This is a genomic window from Streptomyces sp. DSM 120436 (assembly GCF_055778765.1).
This window is the reverse complement of sequence record NZ_JBSKBS010000005.1, coordinates 73398-97487: the sequence shown is the minus strand read 5'-3', so window position 1 is coordinate 97487 and position 24090 is coordinate 73398. Positions and strand designations below refer to the sequence as shown.

At 73.1% G+C, this 24090-nt stretch carries 6 protein-coding genes and 1 pseudogene (1 of these 7 cut by a window edge); 5 read left to right on the top strand and 2 right to left on the bottom strand.

Going from position 1 to position 24090, the window contains the following annotated elements; all coding sequences use genetic code 11:
* The first annotated feature begins 110 nt into the window (after positions 1-110).
* On the top strand, positions 111-656 hold the full coding sequence (locus ACWH4W_RS32460; RefSeq protein ID WP_473074983.1) for a hypothetical protein: 546 nt from the start codon (positions 111-113) through the stop codon (positions 654-656).
* Here the strand turns inward: ACWH4W_RS32460 and ACWH4W_RS32455 are convergent.
* Positions 613-1404 (bottom strand): IS5 family transposase, encoded by a 792-nt coding sequence (locus ACWH4W_RS32455; RefSeq protein ID WP_473074984.1) that lies wholly within the window; start codon positions 1402-1404, stop codon positions 613-615. The genes ACWH4W_RS32460 and ACWH4W_RS32455 overlap by 44 nt on opposite strands.
* A gap of 264 nt (positions 1405-1668) precedes the next feature.
* On the opposite strand from ACWH4W_RS32455, the pseudogene ACWH4W_RS32450 reads away from it, so the two are divergent.
* Positions 1669-2157 (top strand): annotated as a pseudogene (locus ACWH4W_RS32450) (transposase); the annotation flags it as partial.
* Positions 2158-2242: 85 nt separating this feature from the next.
* Here the strand turns inward: ACWH4W_RS32450 and ACWH4W_RS32445 are convergent.
* Complete coding sequence (locus tag ACWH4W_RS32445; RefSeq protein ID WP_030587758.1) at positions 2243-2911, bottom strand: 4'-phosphopantetheinyl transferase family protein; 669 nt, start codon at positions 2909-2911, stop codon at positions 2243-2245.
* 393 nt (positions 2912-3304) lie between these two features.
* On the opposite strand from ACWH4W_RS32445, the gene ACWH4W_RS32440 reads away from it, so the two are divergent.
* The 3 genes in view from ACWH4W_RS32440 to ACWH4W_RS32430 are tightly spaced (at most 24 nt apart) and all read left to right on the top strand, a layout consistent with a single transcriptional unit that may run on beyond the window.
* Positions 3305-9202: a beta-ketoacyl synthase N-terminal-like domain-containing protein gene (locus tag ACWH4W_RS32440; RefSeq protein WP_473077569.1), complete on the top strand. Its 5898-nt coding sequence runs from the start codon at positions 3305-3307 to the stop codon at positions 9200-9202.
* Between the two features lie 24 nt (positions 9203-9226).
* Positions 9227-22330: an SDR family NAD(P)-dependent oxidoreductase gene (locus ACWH4W_RS32435; protein ID WP_473079438.1), complete on the top strand. Its 13104-nt coding sequence runs from the start codon at positions 9227-9229 to the stop codon at positions 22328-22330.
* On the top strand, positions 22327-24090 hold the 5' end (the start) of the coding sequence (locus ACWH4W_RS32430) for an amino acid adenylation domain-containing protein (protein ID WP_473079437.1). The gene runs 2841 nt beyond the window's last position; the window shows 1764 of its 4605 coding nt (coding positions 1-1764); the start codon lies at positions 22327-22329; its stop codon lies off the right edge, out of view. The genes ACWH4W_RS32435 and ACWH4W_RS32430 overlap by 4 nt, the downstream gene beginning before the upstream one ends.

The following is a 24090-nucleotide window of genomic DNA, read 5'->3' as shown; positions in this document are numbered from 1 at the left end:
TAGGTGTTGTCGTACCGAACCTGAGACCGGTGTTTTCGCTGGTCAGGCATAGGTTTGGTGCTCCCGTGGGAGGGGTGGCCTGTCGTGTCATCGTTCCTGGGAGGTCGTGGATGCCGTCGGTCGTGGGGTTGCTCGAGCAGCGCGAGCTGGGTGCTCGCCGTCGTGTGGACGAGCTGCGGGAGGAGGCCGACCGCGTCCAGGCCGAGCTGGCCGTGGCCGAGCGGGAATGGAAGGAGTGGGTCATCGCCCGCTCGCGGGTCGGCGAGGTGCTGGGTCCGGTGGACGAAACCGCAGATCACGCACGGACCGAACGGGTGATGCCGGCGCAAGGGCAGGCAGAGGAGGCATCGCCAGCGTCGACGGCAGCAAAGCCGAAGGCGCAGGTGCCGGTGTGGCGCGAGGGGCTGGACGCGACCGTGCTGTCGATGGACTACCAGCGCATCCTGCAGGCCCTCGCGGACCGGCATCGCCTCCGTCAAGGGCCGCTTACCTGCCAGGAAATGGCCGTCTTGTTCGGCCTGGACGCGGTGCCGTCGAAGGTGGAGGCGCTCAGGTCGAAGGCGAAACGCCTGGTCGCGCGGGGCTGGCTGGCCGAGCGTCAGCCGGGCCGGTTCACGCTTGCGCGGAACGTGAGCGGGTCAGACGGCGGGTCATGATCATGGTCATCGACCAGTAGACCATCGCCTCGGCGCTGGTCGTGCGGCGTTCGTAGTCGCGGACCAGGCGACGGCTTCGCATCAGATGGGCGAAGAGCCGCTCGACGATCCACCGCTTGGGCAGCACCACGAAACCGCGTATGTCGTCGCTGCGTTTGACGATCGCCAAGACCAGGGCGAACACGGCCAGGCAGTGCTCGACGAGGCTGCCGGTGTAGCCGCCGTCGGCCCAGACCAGCTCCAGCCGGTGGCGGGCGTCGGCCACCTGGGCGAGCAGCGCCTTCCCGGCGGCACGGTCTCCGATGTCCGCGCTCGTGACCATGACGCCCAGCAGCAGGCCGAGGGTGTCGACCATGACGTGCCGCTTGCGTCCGTTGATCAGCTTGCCGCCGTCGAAGCCACGGCTGTCGGCGCCGACGACGGCGTCCGCCTTGATGGACTGCGAGTCGATCACACCGGCCGTCGGCTCCACATCCCTGCCCGCCTTCTGGCGGACCCGGTCGCGCAGCCGGTCGTGGAACTCCCTGACCAGCACGTGGTCGCGCCAGCGGCGGAAGAACGCGTAGACCCGGTCCCACGGCGGGAAGTCGGCCGGCATCGCCCGCCACTTGACGCCGTTGTCCACGAGATAGCGGATCGCGTCCAGTATCGCCCGGTGGCAGTACGCCTCCGGCTGTCCGCCCCGGCCCCGCATCCAGCCCGGCACCGGCAGCAGCGGCCGGACCACAGCCCACTCCGCGTCCGCCATGTCCGAGGGATACCGCCGAACACGTTCCGGGTGATCGGCCGCATTCCCGAACCGGTGAGCGACACAATCACAGGACGGAGCAGCCGACTTGAACTCCACCGGCGTGAGCACGTACAACTGCGGCAACAGGGTCTCCTGGATCTCGGTTGGCTTCGCAACCCCGAGCTACCAAGAGGCCCTGCCTTCATGCCCACGGCCAGTCGCGATCACCCGATCGAGACTCCCGTTCGACGCCCACCCCTCAAGATCGGAACGACAACAGCTTCTTACATCGAGGGTGTCTCCACTCGGTCGGTCAACGACCTGGTCAAAGCCCTGGGGGTGGACACGGGGACGTCCAAGTGCGAGGTCTCCCGGATCTGCGCTGCCCTGGACGAGCCGTTGACCGCGTTCCGCACCAGGCTGCTGGACCGCGCCCGCTTCCCCTACATCTACCTCGACGTCACCTACTGCAAGGCTTGGGGCCACCACCAGATCGCCTCCCGGGCCGTGGCCATCGCGACCGGCATCACCGAGGACGGCGGCCGGGAGGTCCTCGGCGTGGTCCTGAAGGACGCCGGCGAGATGGTCGCCGCGACGATCCGCACGATCTTCGCCCAGCCCAGCCAGAGCGTGGTGAGGGCCCAGGTCGATACCGTCACCGACATGCTCGGCAGCCAGTTCCCACGGGCAAACAGATGCTGCTGGAAGCCAAGGACGACCTGACCGCCTTGGCTGATCCAGTCGACGAACCCGCTGGAGCGGATCAACCGGCCGAGCACATGCCCGCCCTGGCTGACACGACTGAGGGCCGCGAGTGATCACGCCGGGGGTTTTCCGGCGTGGCTGGTGGGGTTCGTCATGCGGGCCACGGCACGGTGACGGCGGTGACGACGTGTCGAGCGTCACCCCCGGCGTGCCAGCGTCCGGTGAACCGGCTGATCCGGTCTCCGGCGACAATTGGTCCGGGCACGGTCAGGTCGGCCGTGAAGGTGTGACGTTCCGGATCGGGCGTGATGATGCATTCCGTGAAGTCCAGCCAGCGGCCGGTCAATGGGAACCACGCTTTGTAAACGCTCTCTTTCGCGCTGAACAGCAGCCGGTCCCAGTGTATGCGAGGGTGGGTGACGGCCAGCCGGGTCAGGGCTATTCGCTCCTCGGGGAGCGCGGTCAGCTTTTCCACGCCGTCGGGCAGAGCGGCGTGCGGCTCGGCGTCAATCCCGATCGAGGCGAATGTGGCGCGATGAGCTACCGCCGCCGCTCGGTAGCCGTCACAGTGCGTCATGCTGCCGATCACTCCGTTCGGCCACTGCGGTGCACCCTTGGGGCCCGGCAGGATCGGTCCGGGGGGCACTCCAATCCGTCTCAGCGCGGTGCGTGCGCAGAGACGGACGGCGGCGAACTCGCGGCGGCGCTTGTCGACTGCGCGGGCCACGACGGCAGCCTCCTGCGGGTGCAGGTCGATGTGCAGTGGGTCGGTGAACAGCTCGGAAACGGCGACACCGGATGGAAGGAGGGCGTTCAGCAATCCGGTGTCGTCGGCTCCGGTGGTCACGGGTGACCACCCGCTTGCTCAGTGTGACGAATATCGCAAATCTTGTCCACTGCATCCTCCAAATTCGACTCACGAGGCGGGTGGTGGGGGCCCCGGCATTCTTCGGTGTGTGCTGCACGAATGACCGTCTTGCCCGTTCCTTGATCGGCGGTTGGTCACGCTCGGTAAGGCGAAAAGTAACCGCAAGGCGCTGTAGACGGGAGTGATCCACTGGACTACGTTCTGCATGCAGCGGATGACACAGGGGAGTTTTCTGATGCAGATGAGTGTGGGTTCTGGCCCGTTATATCACCGAATATGGGGGCCAGGCAGGTGGCAGCACGGCTACGCACAGCTCCCCGGTCACCACCCCTCCGGTTCTGCCTCGTGACCGCCCGGCATGTCGTTCTGGGCCTGCCGACGCTCGCCACCGGTGGCCTCTCCGAGAACTGGCTGTTACGCGAGTCCGGCGACCTGCACTGGTCGTTGATCGGTGAGTACTTCGGCACCTCGGTCAACAAACTCGCCGATGCCGACGGCACCCGGTTACTTCCGGCCTTCGTCCGGGTCCGGCACACTGCGAGCGCCTCGCTCGCCTCTTTCGCCGAGCTTGACGAAGGCGAGATGAGCGGTGAACTGACCAGACTGGACGACCGGCGGTTCCTGTCCGACATCCGGTTCGCCACCGGTACGGCACACGTCGACGTCCGGCTGCTCACCGTCTTCGTCCGCCGCTCGGACCGCAACTGGCTGGTCCCCGGAGTCCCACAGCTCCCCGGCTGCCTGCCGGCCCGTGAACCGGACGCCGACCAGCTTGCCTTCCTGCACGACTTCCAGGCGCAGAGCGGGCGCCACCTGGACGGTCCCGGGCTGCACACCGAGCGTTACGAACTCAACCCGGTCGTCGACGTCAACGCCCTCGGCCTGCTCTACTTCGCCTCTTACCCGCACATCAACGACCACGGCGAGCGTCGGTACCTGCACTCGCTGGCGCCAGGCGGCGAGTGGGCCACCGCGGCCGCCACCGTCAGCCGCGACATCGTGTATCTGGCGAACTGCGGCGCCGAGGACACCGTGCGATACCGGCTCGACGACCTGCGCCTGGAGGACGGCCACCGGGCGGTGCTGACCTCGACGCTGCTGCGCGAGGACGACAACAGGCCGCTGGCCCGGATCGAGACGGTCAAAGCACTGCGCGGGCCCAGCGTGTTCGGCGACCTCTGGGGTAACACCGTCACCACCCGCGCCGCGACGGCCCGGCCGGACCCGGCGCCCACGCCCGACGACCTGGACGCGGTGCTGCTGCCGCTGCTGGAACAGGCGCTGGGTCGGCCCGCCGGCTCCCTGACCGCCGACGACGACCTGCGGCGGTACGGCCTGGACAGCGTCGCGCTGGCCGAGGTCGTGGCGCTGGCCCACGACGAGCACGGCCTGCAGATCGATCCCAGCGCCATGTTCCAGGCCTTCACCGCCGCCGCCATGGCACGGGTGATACGCGGCGAAGACCGCGAGCCCCAACCGGTCGCCGCCACGGCCGCACCGAAGCCGGACGCCTCGGCGCCGATCGCGGTGATCGGCATGGCCGGACGTTTCCCCGGGGCGGACAACGTGGGTGAGCTGTGGGACCTGCTCGGTCGCGACGAGGACGCCGTCGGCGACATCCCGATCGACCGCTGGGACACCGCCGCGCACCCGGATCTGGTGGGACGGGCGGCGCTGCTCGACGACATCCGCCGCTTCGACCACGAATTCTTCGCCATCAGTCCCCGCGAGGCTGCGCTGATGGATCCCCAGCAGCGACTCATGCTCGAGGTGGCGTGGGCGACGGCCGAGGACGCCGGACAGGATCCCACCACGCTGGCGGGCAGCCGGACCGGCGTCTACACCGGGGTGTGCCACTCCGACTACGCCACCGTTCTGGCCGAGCACGCCGGTCGCGACGAACCGCACTTGAGCGTCGCGGTCTCCCCGTCGCTGGTGGCCAACCGGGTCTCGTACGCCCTGGGCCTGCGCGGCCCGAGCGTCACCGTGGACACCCTCTGCTCGTCGTCGCTGGTCGCGGTCGCCCAGGCCATCGCGGCGCTGCGGGCCGGCGAATGCGACCAGGCCATCGCGGGCGGCGTGAACGTGCTGTGCGACCCGGGACAGCACGCGGCGTACCAGCGGGCAGGTGTGCTGAGCCCACGCGGACGCTGCCACACGTTCGACGACGGCGCCGACGGCTACGTCCGCGGCGAGGGGGCGTGCGCGTTGCTGCTCAAACCCCTCGACCGGGCGCTCGCCGACGGCGATCGGGTGCACGCGGTGATCCGCGAGGTGGCGGTCAACCACGGCGGGCAGGCGCAGTCGTTCACCGCGCCCAACCCGGAGGCCCAGGCCGACCTGTTGGTCAGCGCATACACCACGGCGGGCGTCGACCCCACCACCATCGGCTACATCGAGGCGCACGGCACCGGTACCCGGCTGGGCGACCCGATCGAGGTGTCGGCCATGGTGGTGGCGTTCCGCCGGCTGTACGCCCGCAGTCAGCACCCGATGCCGGACGCGCCGCACTGCGGCATCGGATCCATCAAGACCAACATCGGTCATCTGGAGGCCGCCGCCGGTATCGCCGGAATGATGAAAGTCATTCTCGCGATGCGCCACCGGACCCTGCCGGCCACCCGCAACGTGCGCCGGACGAACCGCATGATCAACCTGTCCGGGTCGCCGTTGCGGCTCCAGCTGGAACAGGCCGCATGGGAGCCGCCGCCCGGCGGCGGCCCCCGCCGGGCCGGGGTCAGCTCGTTCGGCATGGGCGGCACGAACGCGCACGCGGTCCTGGAGGAGGCACCGCCCGCCGCCGAGGCGCTGCCGGCCGGCCGGGTGGCGGTGCCGGTGTCGGCCCGCACCCCGCAGGCCCTGCGGGACGCGCTCGTCGCGCTGCTGAACGTGGTGCGGTCACCGCAAGCGCCCCCGCTCGCCTCGATCGCTCGGACGATGAGCACCGGCCGGGCCACGCTGGCCTGCCGCGTCACCGTCACGGCGGCCGACCTCGGCGAGCTCGCGGACGCGCTGGCCGCCGCCGTCGACGCCGAGCCGCTCACCGGCGACGCCGGGATCGAGGGCCCGGTGCCAGCCGCCCCCATTGTGTCGCTGCCGACCTACCCGTTCCGCCGGGACCAGCACTGGGCGGCGCCCACTGCCGCCCCTCAGTTCCTCACCGCGGCCTGGCAGGACGCGCCGCCACCCGCGCCGGCTCAGCGCGGCCGCTTCCTGGTCCTCACGACGGACCCGAACCTGGCGCCGACGCTGTTCGGCGACGACGCCCTCGCGCATCGCCCCGGCGATCCGCTGCCCGCCGTGCCGGGCCTGGTCGGCGTCGCCGATCTGGTCGACTGGAGCGAACCGGGCGCGCTGGTCACCGAGCGGATCGAGGTGCTGCGCGAAGTGCTCGGCCGGCATCCGCGTACCGGCCTGCGCTGCCTGCACGTCAGCGGCGCCCGCCGCTCGGCGCTGGCTGGCTTCTACCGCGCCGTCTCCGGAGAACTGCCCACGGTGGTCTCCCGCACCGTCCGGGTCGACGGTGACTTTGCGGACCTGGCCGCCGCGGTCGCGGCCGAGAGCACGGCCGACGACCAGGAGACCGAGATCGGGTACGCCGGCTCCCGGCGGCGGCGCCGCGTGGTCGGGTCCGCCCAGCCCGGCGACTTCGACCCGCTGACCGGTCTGGACCGGGGCGCCGTTCTGATCACCGGGGGCGTCGGCGGAATCGGCCTGCGCCTCGCCGAGCACCTGGTCGACCGGGGTGCGCGGCACCTCGTCCTGATCGGCCGCTCCGCGCTGCCCGCCCGCAACCGTTGGGCGTCCCTGGTCGCCGAGCCGTCGACCGACCCGCTGCTGCGCGCGCGCCTCACCGCTCTGCTGGCCCTCGCCGACCGGGACGTGAAGCTTTCCGTCCACACACATGCGCTGAACGACGTGGGCACGCTGCGCCGACTGATCAACCGACATCGAAGCCGCGCCGGCGGGATCGCGGCGGTCTTCCACTGCGCGGGGGTCATGCACCAGCCCCGGTCATTCCTGGCCAAGACGGCCAGCGAGATCGGTGACGTGCTGCGGCCCAAACTCGCCGTCGAGACACTGTGGGCGGCGTTCGGCAGCCGTTTGCCGCGGCTCATGGTGTTGTTCTCCTCGATCGCGGCCGGGTCGCCGCGGCTGGCCGGGGGCTATCTGGACTACGCCGCGGCCAACAACGTCCTCGACGACTTCGCCGAGGCGCACGCGGAAGAGCCCGGGTGCGTGGTCCGGTCGCTGCGGTGGCCGCTCTGGCGGGACGTCGGGATGGGCGAGCGGCGTACCAGCGCCGGGACCGAGCTGGGCATCCCCGACCTGGCGGAGACCGACGCGCTGCGACTGCTCGACCTGGCGCTGCGGGTGCCGGGCGAGCCGGTTCTGCTTCCCTGCCTGACTCGCCGGACGACGGCGCCGGCCGACGACCTGTTCCGGGCGCCCCGGCGTGCCCCCGAGGCGGCCCCGGCGCCGGTCACCGCTCCGGCGGACGGGCCGGAGCCGGACACCATCGACTGGCTGGCCGACGTGGTGGCTCGGACCACTCGCACCGATCGGTCCCTGCTGCGGCCCGACACCAACCTCGTCGACCTCGGCGTGGACTCGTTGCTGATGGCAGAGCTGGTCCGCGATCTCGAGGCGGCGCTCGGCGACGTTGTGGATCCCAGCCTGCTCCAGGAGCATCCGACACTGGCCCGGCTCGCCGCCGCGCTCACCGACGGAGGAGTGCGCGCCCCGGCCACCGGCCCGGTGGCGTCCGCGGCGCCGGCGCGGACGCCCGCCGCGGACGGCGTGCCGATGCGGATCGCGGTCATCGGGATGGGCTGCCGGCTACCCGGCGCCGCCGACCCGGGACAGCTGTGGCAGGCACTGCTCGCCGGGCGGGACATGGTCGGCGACGTGCCGGCGGACCGGTGGGACACCACGGCGCTCTACCGGCCGGACGGCGGCCCCGGGTTCAGCCAGAGCCGGTGGGGCGGCTTCCTCGACGACGCCGCCCTGTTCGACCCGGGCTACTTCGGCTTCGACGACGAGACGGCACGGCAGCTCGACCCCCTGGTGCGCAAGACGCTGGAGGTCGCCGTCGAATGCGTCCACGACGCCGGGTACACCGACGAGGAGTTGCGCGGCCGCCGGGTCGGCGTCTTCGTCGGCGGCCGGACCGGCAACCACCGCGAATACCTGCGGCCGCTGACCCGCGAGTCCATCGTCGGGATCAACCAGAACTACATCGCGGCGCACGTGTCGCACTTCCTCGACCTCGCCGGGCCGAACCTCGTGGTCGACAGCGCGTGCTCGTCGGCGCTGGTCAGCGTGCACCTGGCGGCGCAGAGCCTGATGCTGGGCGAGTCCGAGATGGCGCTGGCCGGCGGCGTGGACCTGCTCCTGGACGAGGAGCCGTATCTGATGCTCAGCGCCGGCAAGGCGCTGTCACCCACCGGACGCTGCCGCACCTTCGACGAGTCCGCCGACGGCTTCGTCCCGGGAGAGGGCGCCGGGCTGGTGATGCTGAAGCGTCTCGACGACGCCGAACGCGACGGCGACCGCATCCTCGCGGTCATCGAAGCGTCCGGTGTCAACAACGACGGCCGCACGATGGGCCACACCACCCCGAACGGGCACGCCCAGCGGGCGCTGATCACCGATGTGCTCGCCCGCGGCGGCATCGACGCGCGCACCATCGGATATGTCGAGGCGCACGGCACCGGCACGATGATCGGCGACCCGATCGAGTTGCAGGCGCTGACCGCCGTCTACCGGCAGCACACCGGCGACCGGGAGTACTGCGGGATCGGCAGCGTCAAGAGCTCGATGGGCCACCTACTCAGCGCGGCCGGGATCGCCGGATTCATCAAGGCCGTGCAGACGCTCCGGCACGGGCTGATCGTCCCGACCCTGCACTGCGAGCGGCCCAATCCGCGGTTCGCGTTCGCCGAGTCACCGTTCTTCCCCGCGCGCACCACGACCGAACTGCCCGCCGGCAGCCGCGTCGCGGTCAGCGCCTTCGGATTCGGCGGCACCAACGCCCACGTCGTACTCGGCCCCGGCGCGCCCGAGGGGACCGGCCGGGCTCCGCTCCCGCCACCGGGGTACCGGCGTCGCCGGTACTGGCCTCGCCGTGCCGAGATCCGTACGAGTCCCGTCCGCCCCGCCGCGAGACCGGTCCGGTCGGCGCGCCTCGATCTCACCGTCACGCCGGTCGCGGCCCCCGCGCTCGACCGTTCCCACCGCTGAGCTGCGACCACGGGGAGAGAACACGTGGACCGTCTGGCTGTTCGCTGCCTTCTTCGGCTGACCGGGGACAACCCGATCGTCGACGATCACCGCGTGCACGGGGTGCGCACGCTGCCCGGGGTGACCTTCCTCGACATCGTGTACCGCCTGCTCGGCGAGCGCGGTATCGAGCCGGGCGGCGCCGGGCTCAGCGACGTTCTCTTCGTCGAGCCGCTCACCACCACCGAGGACTTCGACCGGGAGGTCACGGTCCTGCTCGAACCGGACGGCGACGTAACACGTGTCACGGCGACCAGCCGGCGCGTTCACGACGGCGCTCCGGCCGACGACGGGCAGACCACGCACTTACGGGCCATCCTCCGCGTCGGCCTGCCGGCCCTGACCGGAGCGCCGAGTCCGGCGGGAGCCGCACCGCCGCGCGACATCGGCGAGGTCTACACGATCGGCAGGTCGGTCGGGATCGAACACCGTGACTTCATGCGCTGTCACGGCACGATGCGGGTCGAGACCGGCGCGGTACGGGCGCAGCTCGCGCTCGGCGCCGAGGCGCGGGCCACGGCGGACGACTTCATGCTGCACCCGGCCCTGCTCGACGGGTCGACCATGCAGGCGTACGCGCTGGCGTTCGCCGGGGCCGGAGCCGACGAGCGGCCGCTGATTCCCCTGCACATCGGAGAGTTCCGCGCGGTGCGGCCGCTCGGCGACACCTGCACGGTGGAGATGCGGCTCACTTCGGCGGGCCCGGCCGCCGACATCGTCAAGGCCGACATCGACCTGTACGACGCCTCGGGCGCCCCGGCCGCCCGATTCACCGGCCTGGTCCTCAAGCGGGTCCGCTCCACCGAGGCGATCACCCGGCTCACCGCCTCGGCGACCGCGGCACCCGCGCCCGCGGCCGCTCCCACGCCCGCGGCGGGCGCCTCGCTGCGCGCCGAGATCGTCGAGCTGGTCCGGCAGGTCGCGGCCGACCCGGACCTGCTGGAGGTGGAGGGTGACCGCGGCTTCTACGACCTCGGTCTGGAGTCGACGGACCTGCTCGCCCTGGTGCGCTCCTTCGAGGAGCGGTGGAACATCACGCTCTACCCGACGCTGCTGTTCGAGTACCCCACCGTCGACGCGGTCACGGACCACCTGGCCGGCCTGATCCCGGACCGGCCGCGCACCGAGGCACGGCCGCCCGACAACACCCCGGCGACCACCGCCTGCCTGACCGGCACATGGCAGTCGGCGGCCTGGCCGGACCCGCCGTCGACCGGGTCCCTGCTGGTCATCGGCGACGCCCGGCTGCGGCCGGATCAGATCACCGCCCGGCGCGGCCCGGCTTTCCGGCGGCTGGGGGAGCGAGAGTACGAGCTGCGCCCCGGCGCGCCGGACGACCTGCGAGCCCTGCTGGCCGACCTGCCCGGCGCCCCGGACTCGGTCGTGCACCTCGGCCCGCGGGCCGGCGACGACCTGCCGGAGGGGGTGGAGACCGCCTGCCGGGAGATGCTGGCGCTCGCCCAGGTGCTGCTGGACGCCCCGGTGCCGGTGGTGCACGTCGCCCAGCCGCTGGTCGCCGCGGCGGTGGCCGGAATGGCCCGCACCATCCGTCTGGAGCAGCCGCGCCTGGCCGTGACCGCGGTGGAATGCGCCGGCGACCCCGATCCCCGGGCCGTTCTCGCCGAACTGTCCGGCCACGGCGAGACCTGGGTCCGGCACGACGGCGGCCGGCTCGTGCGTCGCTACCGCGACGCGGCGCCCGGCGGCACGCGGCCGCTCCGGCCCGGTGGTGTCTACCTGATCACCGGTGGCGCGGGCGGCCTGGGCCGGGCGCTCGCCGCGTCCTTCACCGCACAGGGCGCCACGGTGGTACTCGCCGGGCGCACCCCGCCGAGGGAGGTGCCGAACGCCGAGTTCGTACGCGCCGACGTCACCGTGGCCGCCGACGTGCGGGCCCTGGTCGACGGGATCGTCGCCCGGCACGGCCGCCTCGACGGGGTGGTGCACGCCGCCGGGGTCCTCAGGGACGGCCTGCTGGCCGGGAAGTCACCGGACGACCTGTCGGCGGTGCTGGCGCCCAAGGTGCGCGGCACCTTGCTGCTGCACGACGCGACCCGCCATCTCGGCCTGGACTTCTTCGTCGCCTTCTCGTCGGTGACCGGTGTCGCGGGCAACGTCGGGCAGGCGGACTACGCCGCGGCGAACGCCTTCGTCGACGCCTGCGCACGTGAGTACGGATTCACCTCGGTCGCCTGGCCGCTGTGGGCGGACGGGGGCATGCGCACCGACGCGGCGACCGAGGCGGTGTTCCGGCGGCAGGGCCAGGTACCGCTGCCCACCGACGAGGGCCTTGCGATCCTCGACGCGATCCGGGACCACCGGGGCAGCGAGGTCGTCGTACTGCACGGACGACCCGACCACGCCCGCCGGGCTCTGGAGCTGCGCGAGCCGGAGACCAGTTCCGTGGCCACGATCCCAGAACCATCCGTGGCCGCAATTCGCGACGCCTCCGCGACGACCGTTCGGGAACGCCTCGCGGCAACCGCGGGCGATCCGCAGCCGTCCGGCCGGGACATCGCCGTGATCGGCGTGGCGGGCCGCTATCCGATGGCTCCCGACCTGGACCGGTTCTGGGCGAACCTGCTCGACGGACGCGACTGCGTCACCGAGATCCCGGAACAGCGCTGGCGGCTGGCCGGCTTCTTCGAATCGGAGCGGGCCGCCGGGCGCTCGTACAGCAAATGGGGCGCCTTCCTGGAAGGGATCGACGAGTTCGACCCCGCGTTCTTCCGGATCACCCCGCGCGAGGCCGAGGGCATGGACCCGCAGGAACGGTTATTCCTCCAGACCGCGTGGCACGCGTTGGAGGACGCCAGCATCCCCCGCGCCGCGGTCGCCGGCCGGCCCGTGGGCGTGTTCGCCGGCGTCATGTTCACCCAGTACCAGATGCTCGGCCTCGGCGCCGAGGACCGGCTGCCGGTGCTGCCGACGTCGTTCACCTCGGCGGTCGCGAACCGGGTCTCCTACTTCCTCGACGCGCGCGGTCCCAGCCTCGCGCTGGACACCATGTGCTCGTCGTCGCTGACAGCGCTGCACCTGGCCTGCGAGAGCCTGCGCTCCGGAGAGAGCGAACTGGCGCTGGCCGGCGGCGTGAACCTGATCGTCCACCCGTACAAATATCTGCACCTGAGCCAGGTCGGGTTCGTCTCGACGGACGGGCGGTGCCGGGCCTTCGGCGCCGGCGGCGACGGGTACGTTCCCGGTGAGGGCGTCGGTGTCGTCGTCCTCAAACCCCTGGCAGCCGCCGTGGCGGACGGCGACCGCGTGCTCGCGGTGATCAAAGGCAGCGCGGTCAACCACGGCGGGCGCGCCAGCGGCTTCTACGTCCCGAACCCGACGGCGCAGGCGGACGTGATCCGGCAGGCGCTGCACCGCGCCGGCGTGGACCCGGCCACGGTGAGCTACCTGGAGGCGCACGGCACCGGCACCGCCCTCGGTGATCCGGTGGAGATCTCCGCGCTCAGCCAGGTCTTCGGAACCGGCGGCACTCAGCTCGGCTCGGTGAAGTCTGGCATCGGGCACCTGGAGTCCGCGGCCGGCATCGCCGGGCTGACCAAGGTGCTGCTGCAACTGAGGCACCGCACCCTGGTGCCCTCGCTGCACGCGCGACCGGCGAACGAGGCGATCGACTGGGAGCACTCCCCGCTCAGCGTCCAGCAGGACGTCGGCCCGTGGCACACCACCGGCGACGTGCCCCGGCGCGCCGGCATCAGCGCGTTCGGCGCCGGGGGCAGCAACGCCCACCTCGTCGTCGAGGAGTACCCGACACCGGCACCGGGCACCGGAGACGGCCCGCAGGTGGTGCTGCTGTCCGCGCGCACCCCGCGGGCCCTGCGCCTGCTCGCCGAGCGCTACGCCGAGCTGCCCGCCGGGGACCAGCTGGCGGACCTGGCCGACGCGGCCGGGCTCGCCGGCGCCGACCGGGACGCCTCCTTCGAGGAGCTGGGCCTGGACGCGGACGATCTGCGCCGGCTGATGCAGGCCGTGGCCGCCCGAAGCGAAGGACAGCCGCCCCGGGTGGACGCCCAGTCGAGCCTGTCCGCCCTGGCCGCGGCACTGGGCGGCGGCGTCTCGCTGGCGGACATCGCCCACACCACGCAGGTCGGGCGCGACGCGATGACCGAGCGGCTGGCCGTGGTGGCCGCCGACGTCGAGGAACTCCGCGCGGCGCTGCGGGGCTTCCTGAACGGTGACGAGTCGCGCGTCCACCGGGGACGCGCCACGGAGCCGGTCGACACGCCCGCGTCGGCCGACCCGGACACGCTGGCCGCGGCCTGGGTGAAGGGCGCCGCCCCGGACTGGGGCGTGCTGCACCGCGAGCGGCGGGCCCGCAAGATCTCCCTGCCCGGCTACCCGTTCGAGCGGGTGCGCTGCTGGGTCGGGACGGGCACTGACGGAACCGGCGCCACCGGCCAGGGCACCGCTGATGCGCCCGGCGCGGCGGCGCCGCACCCGGAGCCGGTGTCGCTGGGCGCCGACGTTCCGCGGTGGGAGCCCTGTCCCGCCCCCGAGCCGGTGACGCCGGACGGCCCGGTCGTGGTGCTCTACGCACCGGAACGGACGAGACTGGCCGCCGAACTGGCCGCCCGGCATCCCGGCGCGCAGCTCGTCGAGATCGGCGGCCCGGTGACCGCGGACCCGCGGGTGGTCTACCTGCTCACCGGCCCGGCGCTCACGGCCGGATCCGAAGCCGCGCGGGTCGCCGGCGGGGAAGCGGCCGGCGTCCGGGCGCTGGCCGCGTACGCCCGCCGCTGGGCCCGGCTGCCCGAGATCGACTGGATCGTGGTCACCGCAGGGGCGGCCGCCCCGCCCGGACGGCGGCTCACCGACCCGTACGCGGCCGGGGTCCACGGCTTCGCCCGGGTCCTGGAGAACGAACACCGCAGGTGGTCCGTCGCCGTCGTCGACCTCGACCCGGCCCACCTGACCGCGGACCTGCCGGCCCCGGCGCGGCGCGGAACCCGGATCGCCTACACCGGGACGACCGCGCACCGGCAGGTGCTGGGCGAGGCCCCCGCCCCGCACGGCCCCGAGCTGCTGCGCCAAGGCGGCCGCTACCTGATCGTCGGTGGCGGCGGCGGTATCGGCCTGGCCCTGGCCCGCAAGCTGGTCGTGGAGTGGGACGCGGAGGTGGTGCTGGTCGGCCGCCGGGAGCGTCCTGACCTCGCGGCCGAGCACCGGATCCGCTACCTCCGCGCCGACGCCTCCGACGCCGGGCAGCTCGCCGCGGTACTGCAGCAGGCTGGCCAGGTGCACGGGATCATGCATGCGGCGATGGCGCAGCGCTCCCGTCTGGTCCGCGACCTCTCCGACGACGACCTCACCGAGAGCCTGGCGGCCAAGTCCGGTGTCGCCGCCGCTCTGGTGGACACGATCGGCGCATCGGAACTCGACTTCCTGCTCTTCTTCTCCTCCGCCCAGTCCTTCCTCGGCGAGCCCGGCCTGGGCAACTACGCGGCCGGATCAACCTTCCTGGACGCCTACGCGCACACCCTCGACGAACGCCTGCCGTACCCGGTCCGGACCGTCGACTGGGGCTTCTGGGGCACGGTCGGCTCAGTCGCCACCGAGAAGCACCGCGCCGAACTGACCGCCGCCGGATTCCACTCCATCACCCCCGACACCGGCTTCACCGCGCTGGCCGAGGCGCTGCGCCGGCCGGCTCCGCAGCTCCTGGTGGTGCCCGGCACCGCCGCACTGCGGGAGCGGATGACCCCCAGCGAAGGGACGACACCGGCCGTGACACCTGCCGACGGGCTGTTGACCAGCGCCGACCTGCGGGTCGTCGACGACTTCCACGCCGTCGACGAGAAAATGACCGCCCTCGCCCGCGGTGCACTGCTGGCCGTGCTGCACGAGATGGGCGCCTGGGACGGACCCGACCCGGACGCGGCTGAGGTCGCCCGCCGGGTGGGTGTCACCCCCCGCTACGACCGCCTGCTGCACACCCTGCTGACCATGCTCGCCGACGACGGCGTGCTCACCGTCCACCAGAACCGGTTCCGGCCGGATCGGGGCGCGCTGACCGAGGCCCTCGCCGGTGGGCACGCCGAGCGCCTCGGCGAACTGGCCGCGGCCAATCCGGCGTCCGCGGTCTTCGTCGAGCTGCTGCGCCGCTGCCTCGACCGCTACCCGATGCTGCTCCGCGGCGAGTTGCTCGCCACCGACCTGCTGTTCCCCGCCTCGGGCACCTCCGCGATGGAGCGGATCTACCGGGACAACCCGATCAGCGACCTGTACAACGACGTGCTCACCGCGAGGCTGCTGGAGCACGTCGGCCGCCGCCGGGAGCAGCTGCGCCCCGGCGAGCGGATCCGGATCGTCGAGGTCGGCTCGGGCACCGGCGGCACCACCGCCGGTCTGCTGCGCGCCCTGGCTCCCCACGGCGAGCACCTGGAGTACTGGTACACCGACCTGTCGGCGGCGTTCCTGGCCCACGGCCGCCGAGAGTTCGGCGCGCGGTACCCCTTCGTGCGGTTCAAGCGCCTGGACCTCGACACCGACCCGGTCACCCAGGGCTTCCCCGCGGACGCCTTCGACCTCGCTGTCGGCGCGAACGTCCTGCACGCCACCTCGGACGTGAGCCGCGCCGTGCGGCACCTGCGCACCGTGCTGCGCACCGGCGGGCAACTGCTGCTCAACGAGCTGACCACGGTCACCCTGGCTGCCACCGTCACGTACGGACTGTTCGACGGCTGGTGGGCACACACCGACACACACCTGCGGCTGCCCGGATCACCGCTGCTGGACGTGGCCGGCTGGAACGCGGTGCTGACCGGCGCCGGCTACGACGGGTTCCGGGCCCTGCCCACGGACGGCGAGACCAGCCGCAACTTCCAGCACGTCGTCGTGGCCGCCGCCGCGGCACGAGCCACCGAACCGGCACCGGCGCCGGCACCCGGGCGGGTCACGGCGCAGCAGGCCCTGGCACACGACGGCGCCTCGTTCACCGCCGAGCTGCTGGCACTGACCTCGGAGGCCTCCGGCATCCCCGTCGAGGATCTCGACCTGGACACCGAGATCGGCGACTACGGGTTCGACTCGGTCAGCTACAGCCTGCTCGCCGGGCGGCTCAACGACACCTTCGGTTTCGACGTGACGCCCACCCTGTTCTACGAGACCGCCACCCTGCGCGCACTGGTCGCCCGGCTCGACCGGGACTACGGCGCCACCCTGCGGGAACGGTATGCGCAGGTCGTACCGGAGACGACGGAAGCCGAGGCGCCGCTGCGCCCCGCGCCGCGGACCGGAACCGACGACCTGATCGCGGTGATCGGGATGGCCGCGCGGCTGCCCGGCAGCCGCGACCTGGACGACTTCTGGAACCATCTGGTCGCCGGGGACGACCTGGTCACCGACGTGCCCGCGGACCGGTGGGACTGGCGATCCCTGCCCCCCGACGTACCCGCCCGGCGCGGCGGCTTCATCAGCGACGCCGACATGTTCGATCCGCTGTTCTTCGGGATCTCGCCGCAGGAAGCCGCCGGCATGGACCCCCAGCAGCGGCTGCTGCTGGAGGGCGTGTGGACCGCGCTGGAGGACGCCGGCCTGCCGCCCGGCACGCTCGCCGGCCGGCCGGTCGGGCTGTTCGTCGGCGCGGGGTCCAGCGACTACGACGAGATCCGGCGCCGCTCGGACGTGCCCGTCGATGCGCACGCGGCCACCGCGACCGCGCACTCCATCCTGGTCAACCGGGTGTCCTACCTGCTGGATCTGCGCGGGCCGAGCGAGCCGGTCAACACCGGCTGCTCCAGCTCCCTGGTCGCGATCCACCGCGCCGCCGCCGCGATCCGCTCCGGGGAGTGCGACGTCGCGGTCGCCGGAGGCATCAACCTGATCCTGTCGCCGCACAACCACCTGCTGCTCAGCCGCACCGGCATGCTCAGCCCGTCCGGGCGGTGCCAGGCGTTCGACGCCCGCGCGGACGGATTCGTCCGGGGAGAAGGACTGGGCCTGGTCGTACTGACCCGGGCCGGCGCGGCGGGTCGGCACCGGGTTCGGGGGCTGCTGCGCGGCTCCGCGGTCAACCACGGCGGCCGGGCCCGGTCGCTGACCGCGCCCAACCCCGCCGGGCAGGCCGCGATGATCGTGCGCGCCTACACGGCGGCCGGCGTCGACCCGGCCACCGTGGGATACCTGGAGACCCACGGCACGGGCACCGAGCTGGGCGACCCGGTCGAGATCAACGGGTTGCGGCTGGCCTTCGACGAGCTGGCGCGCCGTCACGGCGGGCTGCCCGGCGAGCCGTTCTGCGGGCTGGGCGCGGTCAAGGCGAACATCGGGCACCTGGAGTCCGCCGCGGGCATCGCCGGGCTGCTCAAGGTCCTGCTGGCGATGCGCCACGGCATCCTGCCGCCGGTGGCCGGGCTCGGGGAGCCGAACCCGCACCTGCGGCTCGAGGGCAGCCCGTTCCATCTGATCCGGCAGGCGACACCCTGGCACCGCCCGCCGGGTGGTGGCAGGCGCCGCGCCGGGGTCAGCTCCTTCGGCTACGGCGGGGTGAACGCCCACGTCGTGGTGGAGGAGCCGGCCGATCCGGCGGTCCCGGCGGCGCCGGCCGGTCCGCTGGTGTTCCCGCTCTCGGCCCGGACCCCCGAGGCTTTGCGCCGCTACGCGACCGCGCTGCGCGCCGCCCTGGACTCGGACGTCGAACTGGTGGACGTAGCCCACACGTTGCAGCATGGCCGGGACGCGATGACCGAGCGGCTGGCGGTGACCGCCGCCGACCGGCTGACGCTCGTCGCCGCCCTCGGTGCGGCGATCGACGGCACCGGCCACCCCGCGCTGGCCCGCCCCGATGGCGTCACACCGGCCGACCGGTGGGTGGCCGGAGCCGAGGCCGTCTGGCCGGACACCGGCGGCACGCTGATCCCGCTGCCCACCTACCCGTTCGAGCGACGCCGGTGCTGGATCGGCGCGCGGCCGGAGGAGCCTGGCGCACCCGGCGAGCCCGTGGGCGCCTACGCGCCGCGCTGGCAGCGCATCGCGGACGTGGGCACCCGCCCGCCGGCCGACGGACCGGTCTGGCTGCTCGGCGGCGACGACTACCCGGCGAGCGACGTGCACCGGGTCACCTCCACATCGCTGGAGTCGCTGCCCACGCCCGCCGTCGTGCACGCGGTCGTCACCGGCGGCGAGCCCGCGGTCCGGGAGCTGTTCCGGGTGATCCGGCATCTGCAGACCCGGCCGGCCGGCGCGGGCGAGCTCACGCTGACCGTGGTCACCCGCGCCGCCGCGGCGGTGGACGGGCCGATCACCGACCCGGTCGCGGCGGCCGCGCACGGACTGGTGAAGTCGGCCCGCCGGGAGTGCGAGAGGTGGCGGATCAGCGCGATCGACGTCGGCCCCGGCGACGCCACAACCGTCGCCGCCGCCACGCCGGGCGACTACGCGCTGCGCTCGGGTCGCTGGTACCAGCGGGTGCTCCGGCCGCTCGACGACACCGGCGCCCGGCCGGTGTTCCGCGACGGCGGGACTTACGCGCTGGTCGGCGGCGCCGGGGACGTCGGCCTGGACCTGGCCGAGCACCTGGTCCGGGAACACCGCGCGAGGGTGATGCTGATCGGCCGGACCCGCCCGGAGGGCGCCCGGGCCGCCCGGATCGCCGCGTTCGACCCGACCGGCACGTCCGTGGAGTTCCACCAGGCGGACGCTCGCGACGCGGAACGGATGCGGGCGGTGTTCGACCGGGTCGGCGTGATCCACGGCGTGGTGAACGCGGCAACGGTGGCGCGGGACCGGTCACTGGCGGCGCTGGACGAGGACTGGTTCGCCGAGGGGCTGAACGCCAAGACCCGCACCACGCTGGCGGTCGCCGAGGCGATCGACGGCCGCGACCTGGACTTCTACGCGATCTTTTCCTCGCTGCAGTCGTTCCTGGGCAATCCGGGCCAGGCCGCGTACGCCGCCGCCTGCACGGCCCAGGACGCGATCGGGCAGACACTCGCCGCCCGGCTGCCGTTCCCCGTCCGCGTCCTGAACTGGGGGCCGTGGTCGGGCTCGGCGCTCACCGAGCGCCACCGGGACCGCCTGGCCGCAGCCGGTCTTCATCCGCTCCCGCCCCGCACGGGCATCGAGGCACTGGCCGGCGTGCTCGGCCGACAGGAGGTTCAGGTGGTGGTCGTGTCGGGTACCGAGAAGGCGCTGGCCGGAATCGGCGTGCGGACGCCCGACCCGGAGCCGGCTCCGCCGGCAGTTACGTCGGCCGTTCCGCAGCCCGTTTCGCCGGGCGCCGAACCGTGGCGTACGGCGGTGGCCGCCGACCTGCTGGCTCTGGTGTGCGGCGTGGCCGGGCTGAGCGCTGCCGAGCTGACCGAGAACGACCAGCTCAGCCGGTTCGGCTTCGACTCCATCATGTACACCAAGCTCAGCCACCAGGTGAACGTGCGCTGGGACCTGGACGCGACCCCGGCGGCGTTCTTCGGGGTGGCCACCGCAGGCGAGCTGGTGGCGAAGATCATCGAGGAGTACGGGGAAGAGCTGGCCCGCCACTACCTTCCTGCGGCACCCACCACTCCGGCCGCCGCTCCGGCTTCGGCTGTGCCACCCGGGGCCGTCTCTTCTTCTTCCGGGCTCCTCCCGTCTTCCGCGCCCGTCCCGTCTTCCGGGCTTCTCCCTGCCTCCCGGCCCGTCCCGTCTTCCGGGCCGGTCGCGGACACCGGAGCCGCCGGGGTGGCGGAGCCCGCCGGTGCGGACGGCGTCGCCATCGTCGGCATGGCCGGTCTGCTGCCCGGCTCGGACGACCTGGACGAGTTCTGGGCCCACCTGGCCGCCGGCGACGACCTGGTCACCGAGATCCCCGCGGACCGCTGGGACTGGCGGCGCATCCACGGCGACCCCGAGCCGGGGGAATTCCGCACCACCGCCCGCTGGGGCGGGTTCTTGCGCCGAGTGGACCTGTTCGACGCGGACTTCTTCGGCATCTCGCCCACCGAGGCGGTCGCGATGGACCCGCAACACCGGCTGGTGCTCGAAGCGACCTGGACGGCCATCGAGGACGCCGGTATCCGGCCCTCCGACCTGGCCGGCACCGACACCGGCGTCTTCGTCGGCAGCAGCACCTACGACTACTTCGAGCTCCAGCACGCGCTGGGGGTGCCGCTCGACGGGTACAACACCGTCGGCCGGGCGCACGCCATCCTGTCCAACCGGGTGTCGTACCTGCTGGACCTCCACGGCCCGTCCGAGACGATCGACACCGCCTGCTCGTCGTCGCTGGTCGCCGTGCACCACGCGGCGGAGGCGATCCAGCGGGGGGAGTGCACGGTCGCGCTGGCCGGCGGCGTCAACGTGATCGCGTCGCCGACGCTGTTCGTCGACATGAGCCAGGCCGACATGCTCAGCCCGGACGGCCGCTGCCGCGCCTTCGACGCCCGCGCCAACGGCATCGCCCGCGCCGAGGGAGTGGGTGTCGTGGTGCTCAAGCGGCTCAGCGCGGCCCTCGCGGACGGAGACGTCATCCACGGCGTGCTGCGCGGCAGCGCGATCAACCACGGTGGGCGCAGCAACTCGCTCACCGCGCCGAACCCGGCCGCCCAGGCCGCCTGCATCGTGGCGGCGCACCACCGCGCCGGGACCGACCCGCGCACGGTGACCTACGTGGAGACCCACGGGACCGGCACCGAGTTGGGCGATCCGGTCGAGATCGAAGGCCTCAAGACCGCCTTCCGGCGGCTGTACGCCGATCACGGCACCGACGGCACCGGGCACCGGGTCGCGCTCGGCGCGGTGAAGAGCAACACCGGCCACCTGGAGGCGGCCGCCGGCGTGACCGGGCTGATCAAGGTGCTGCTCGCCATGCGGCACCACGAGCTGCCCGGCAATCCCCACCTGGAGACGCTCAACCCGTACCTGCGTCTCGACGGCAGCCCGCTGCACGTGCTGCGCGACCGTGAGCCGTGGCGGCGCGTCACCGGCCCGGACGGCACCGAGGCGCCCCTGCGCGCCGGGCTGAGCTCGTTCGGTCTCGGCGGTGTCAACGCGCACCTTGTGCTGGAGGAGTTCCGCACCCGGCCGAGCGCCGGTCGTACCGGGCCGTACCTGTTCGTGCTGTCCGCCCGCGACGCCGAACGGCTGCGTGGCAACGCCGAGAACCTGGTCCGCTGGGCGCGGGACACCGACGAGGTGGACCCGGCCGCCCTGGCCTACACGCTGCAGACCGGCCGGGAGGTCTTCACCGAGCGGCTCGCCGTGGTCGCGGACGACCTCGCCGGGCTGGTGAAACGCCTGGAGGAGTGGCTGGCCGGTGTGACCGCCGACGGCGTCAGCGCGGGCGACGGGCAAGGGACCGGCACGGCGCTGCTGCTGGACGGCCCCGAGGGACGCCAGTACCTGCGCACCGTGGTGGCGGCCGGCAAGCTCGACAAGATCGCCCGGCTGTGGGTGGACGGCGTCGCGATCGACTGGGCCGAGCTGTGGCCGGGGGAACCGATCCGCCGGGTTCCGGCGCCGACCTCCGCCTTCGCCCGGCAGAGCTACTGGATCACCCCCGGGCCACGATTCGACCAGGCTCAGGCCGCCGCGGCCGGGCTCGCCGGAATCGCTCCGGATCAGGTCACCGAGACGTGGCCCGAGCCCGCGGCGGCCGTACCGGCACCTCCGTCCGGGCCGGCATCCCCGTCCCAGCCGGCACCCCCGTCCGAGCCGGTGCCGACACCGGCGGGAACGGATGCCGAAGGCGACCCGGAGGCAGCTGTGCGCGACCACGTCCGCACTCTGCTCGCCGCGCACCTGGGCATGGCACCGGACCGTCTGCCACCCGACCGGGTGCTGTCCGACGTCGGTGTGGACTCGCTGGGCCTGCGTCGCCTCAGCCGCCGCCTCGGCGCCGCCTACGGCGTCGACATCCCCGCCCGCATGTTCGGCGTCGGGCAGACCGTGCGCGCTCTGGCCCGGGCCGTGCACGACACGTACGGCCCTCTGCCCGCGGCCGCCGTGCCTGAGCCGACGCCCACGTCGGCCGCCGTGCCCGAGCCGGCGCCCACCCGGGCCGCCGCCAACGGAGTCGGCGCCCTGCTGGCCGGGCTGCGCGACGGATCGGTCACGGTCGAAGACGCGCTGGCCGAGCTGCGGCAGGGGAGTGTCCGATGAGCCCGGCGCTGCGCGACGTCCTCGCCGCGGTCGCCGCCGGTGAGCTGCCGGACGAGATCGCCGAGTCGCTGCTGCGCGGCCTGACCGATCCGGTGCCGGAGCCGGGGCCGTACCCGCTCAGCCGCGGCCAGGCGGCGCTCTGGGCGATCCACGCGAGCCGGCCCGGCACCACCTCCTACAACCTGCCGCTGGGGCTGTGGCTGGGCGACGGGATCGACCCGGACGTGCTCACCCGGGCCCTGATCGCCGTCGTGGAGCGGCAGCCGGGTCTGCGGATCGCCGTCCGACTGGACGGGACCACTCCGGTGCAGGAGATCACCGAGCGCCCCGCCGAGGTGGTCCGGCTCGACCTCGGGCATGTCACCGACGGGGAGTTCGCCGCGCGTATCCGGCGCCTGGTGCACACCCCGTTCGACCTGGAGCACGACCCCCTGCACCGGATGTGGCTGATCGCGGCGCCCGGTGGCCGGACACTGCTGCTCCTGGTGTTCCACCACATGATCACCGACGGGATCTCCAGCCACCTGCTGCTGCGCGACATCGTGGCCTGCCACGACGCACTGGCCCTTCGAGGCGTTCTGCCGCCGGTCGAGCCGGTCACCCCGTACCGTGAGTTCGTCCGTCGCCAGCGGGAACTGCTCGACGGGCCGGAGGCCGAGACACACCGCCGCTGGTGGCTCGACCGGCTGGCCGGTGCCTCCAGCGGTCCGGTCCTCGACGCGATCACCGATCGGCACCGGGGCGAGCCGCCCACCGCCGACACCGGCGCGATGGTGCAGTTCCGGCTGCCGGAGGAGACGTGGGTGGCCCTCCGCCAGGTCGCCGGCGCGGCCGGGCTGACCCCGTTCAGCGTGCTGCTGGGTGCCTTCGCCGCACTGCTGCACCGGCACTCCGGTCACCGCGACATCAGCGTCATGGTGCCGACCGACGGCCGGATCTCCGAGCGATTCGACCGCACCGTGGGCTACCTGATCAATCCGGTGGTGGTACGGGTCGACTGCGACCCGCAGCGCAGCCTCGCCGAGCTGATGACCGCCGTGCACGACCACATGGCGCAGGCCGAGGAGCACAGCTCCTACCCGTTCGCCGCCGTGGTCGGTGACCTGCGCCGCGCCGGCGGCACTGCGGTCTCCTTCGACATCGGCTTCTACCTGCAACAGGGCGTCGGCGGCGACCAGGACATGGCCGCCGGGCAGACCGTCTTCCAGGACGCCCTCGAACTGACCCAGGAGGGTGAGAACCCGCTGGTCGTCGAGGTGGTGGTGCGCGGGTCGGAGGCGTTGGTCTACCTCAAGTACGACCGTGAGCTGTTCGACCCGGCCACGGCCGAGCGCCTGGCCGAGCACTACCGGCTGCTGCTGGAAACCGTGGCCGCCGATCCGCGCCGGCCGATCGGCGATCTGCCCCTCATCACCGCGGCGGAACGCGCCCTCGTCGACCGGGCCAACGACACCCGTGCCGCCCGGCCGCGCGACGTGACCGCGGCCGACTTGGTGCTGGCCCGCGCGGCGTCGGCCCCGGAGCGCGTTGCGGTGGTGGACGCCGACGGTGCCACCAGCTACGGCGAACTGGCCCGGCGGGTGCACGCACTGGCGCGAACCCTCCGCGAATCCGGCGTGGGCCGCGGCGACCTGGTCGGTGTGCTGTCCGGCCGGCGAGCCGCCATGGTCGTGGCGATGCTGGCCGCGCACACCGCCGGCGCGGCCTACGTGCCGCTCGACCCGGACTTCCCGGCCGCCCGCCTCGCGCACATCTGCACC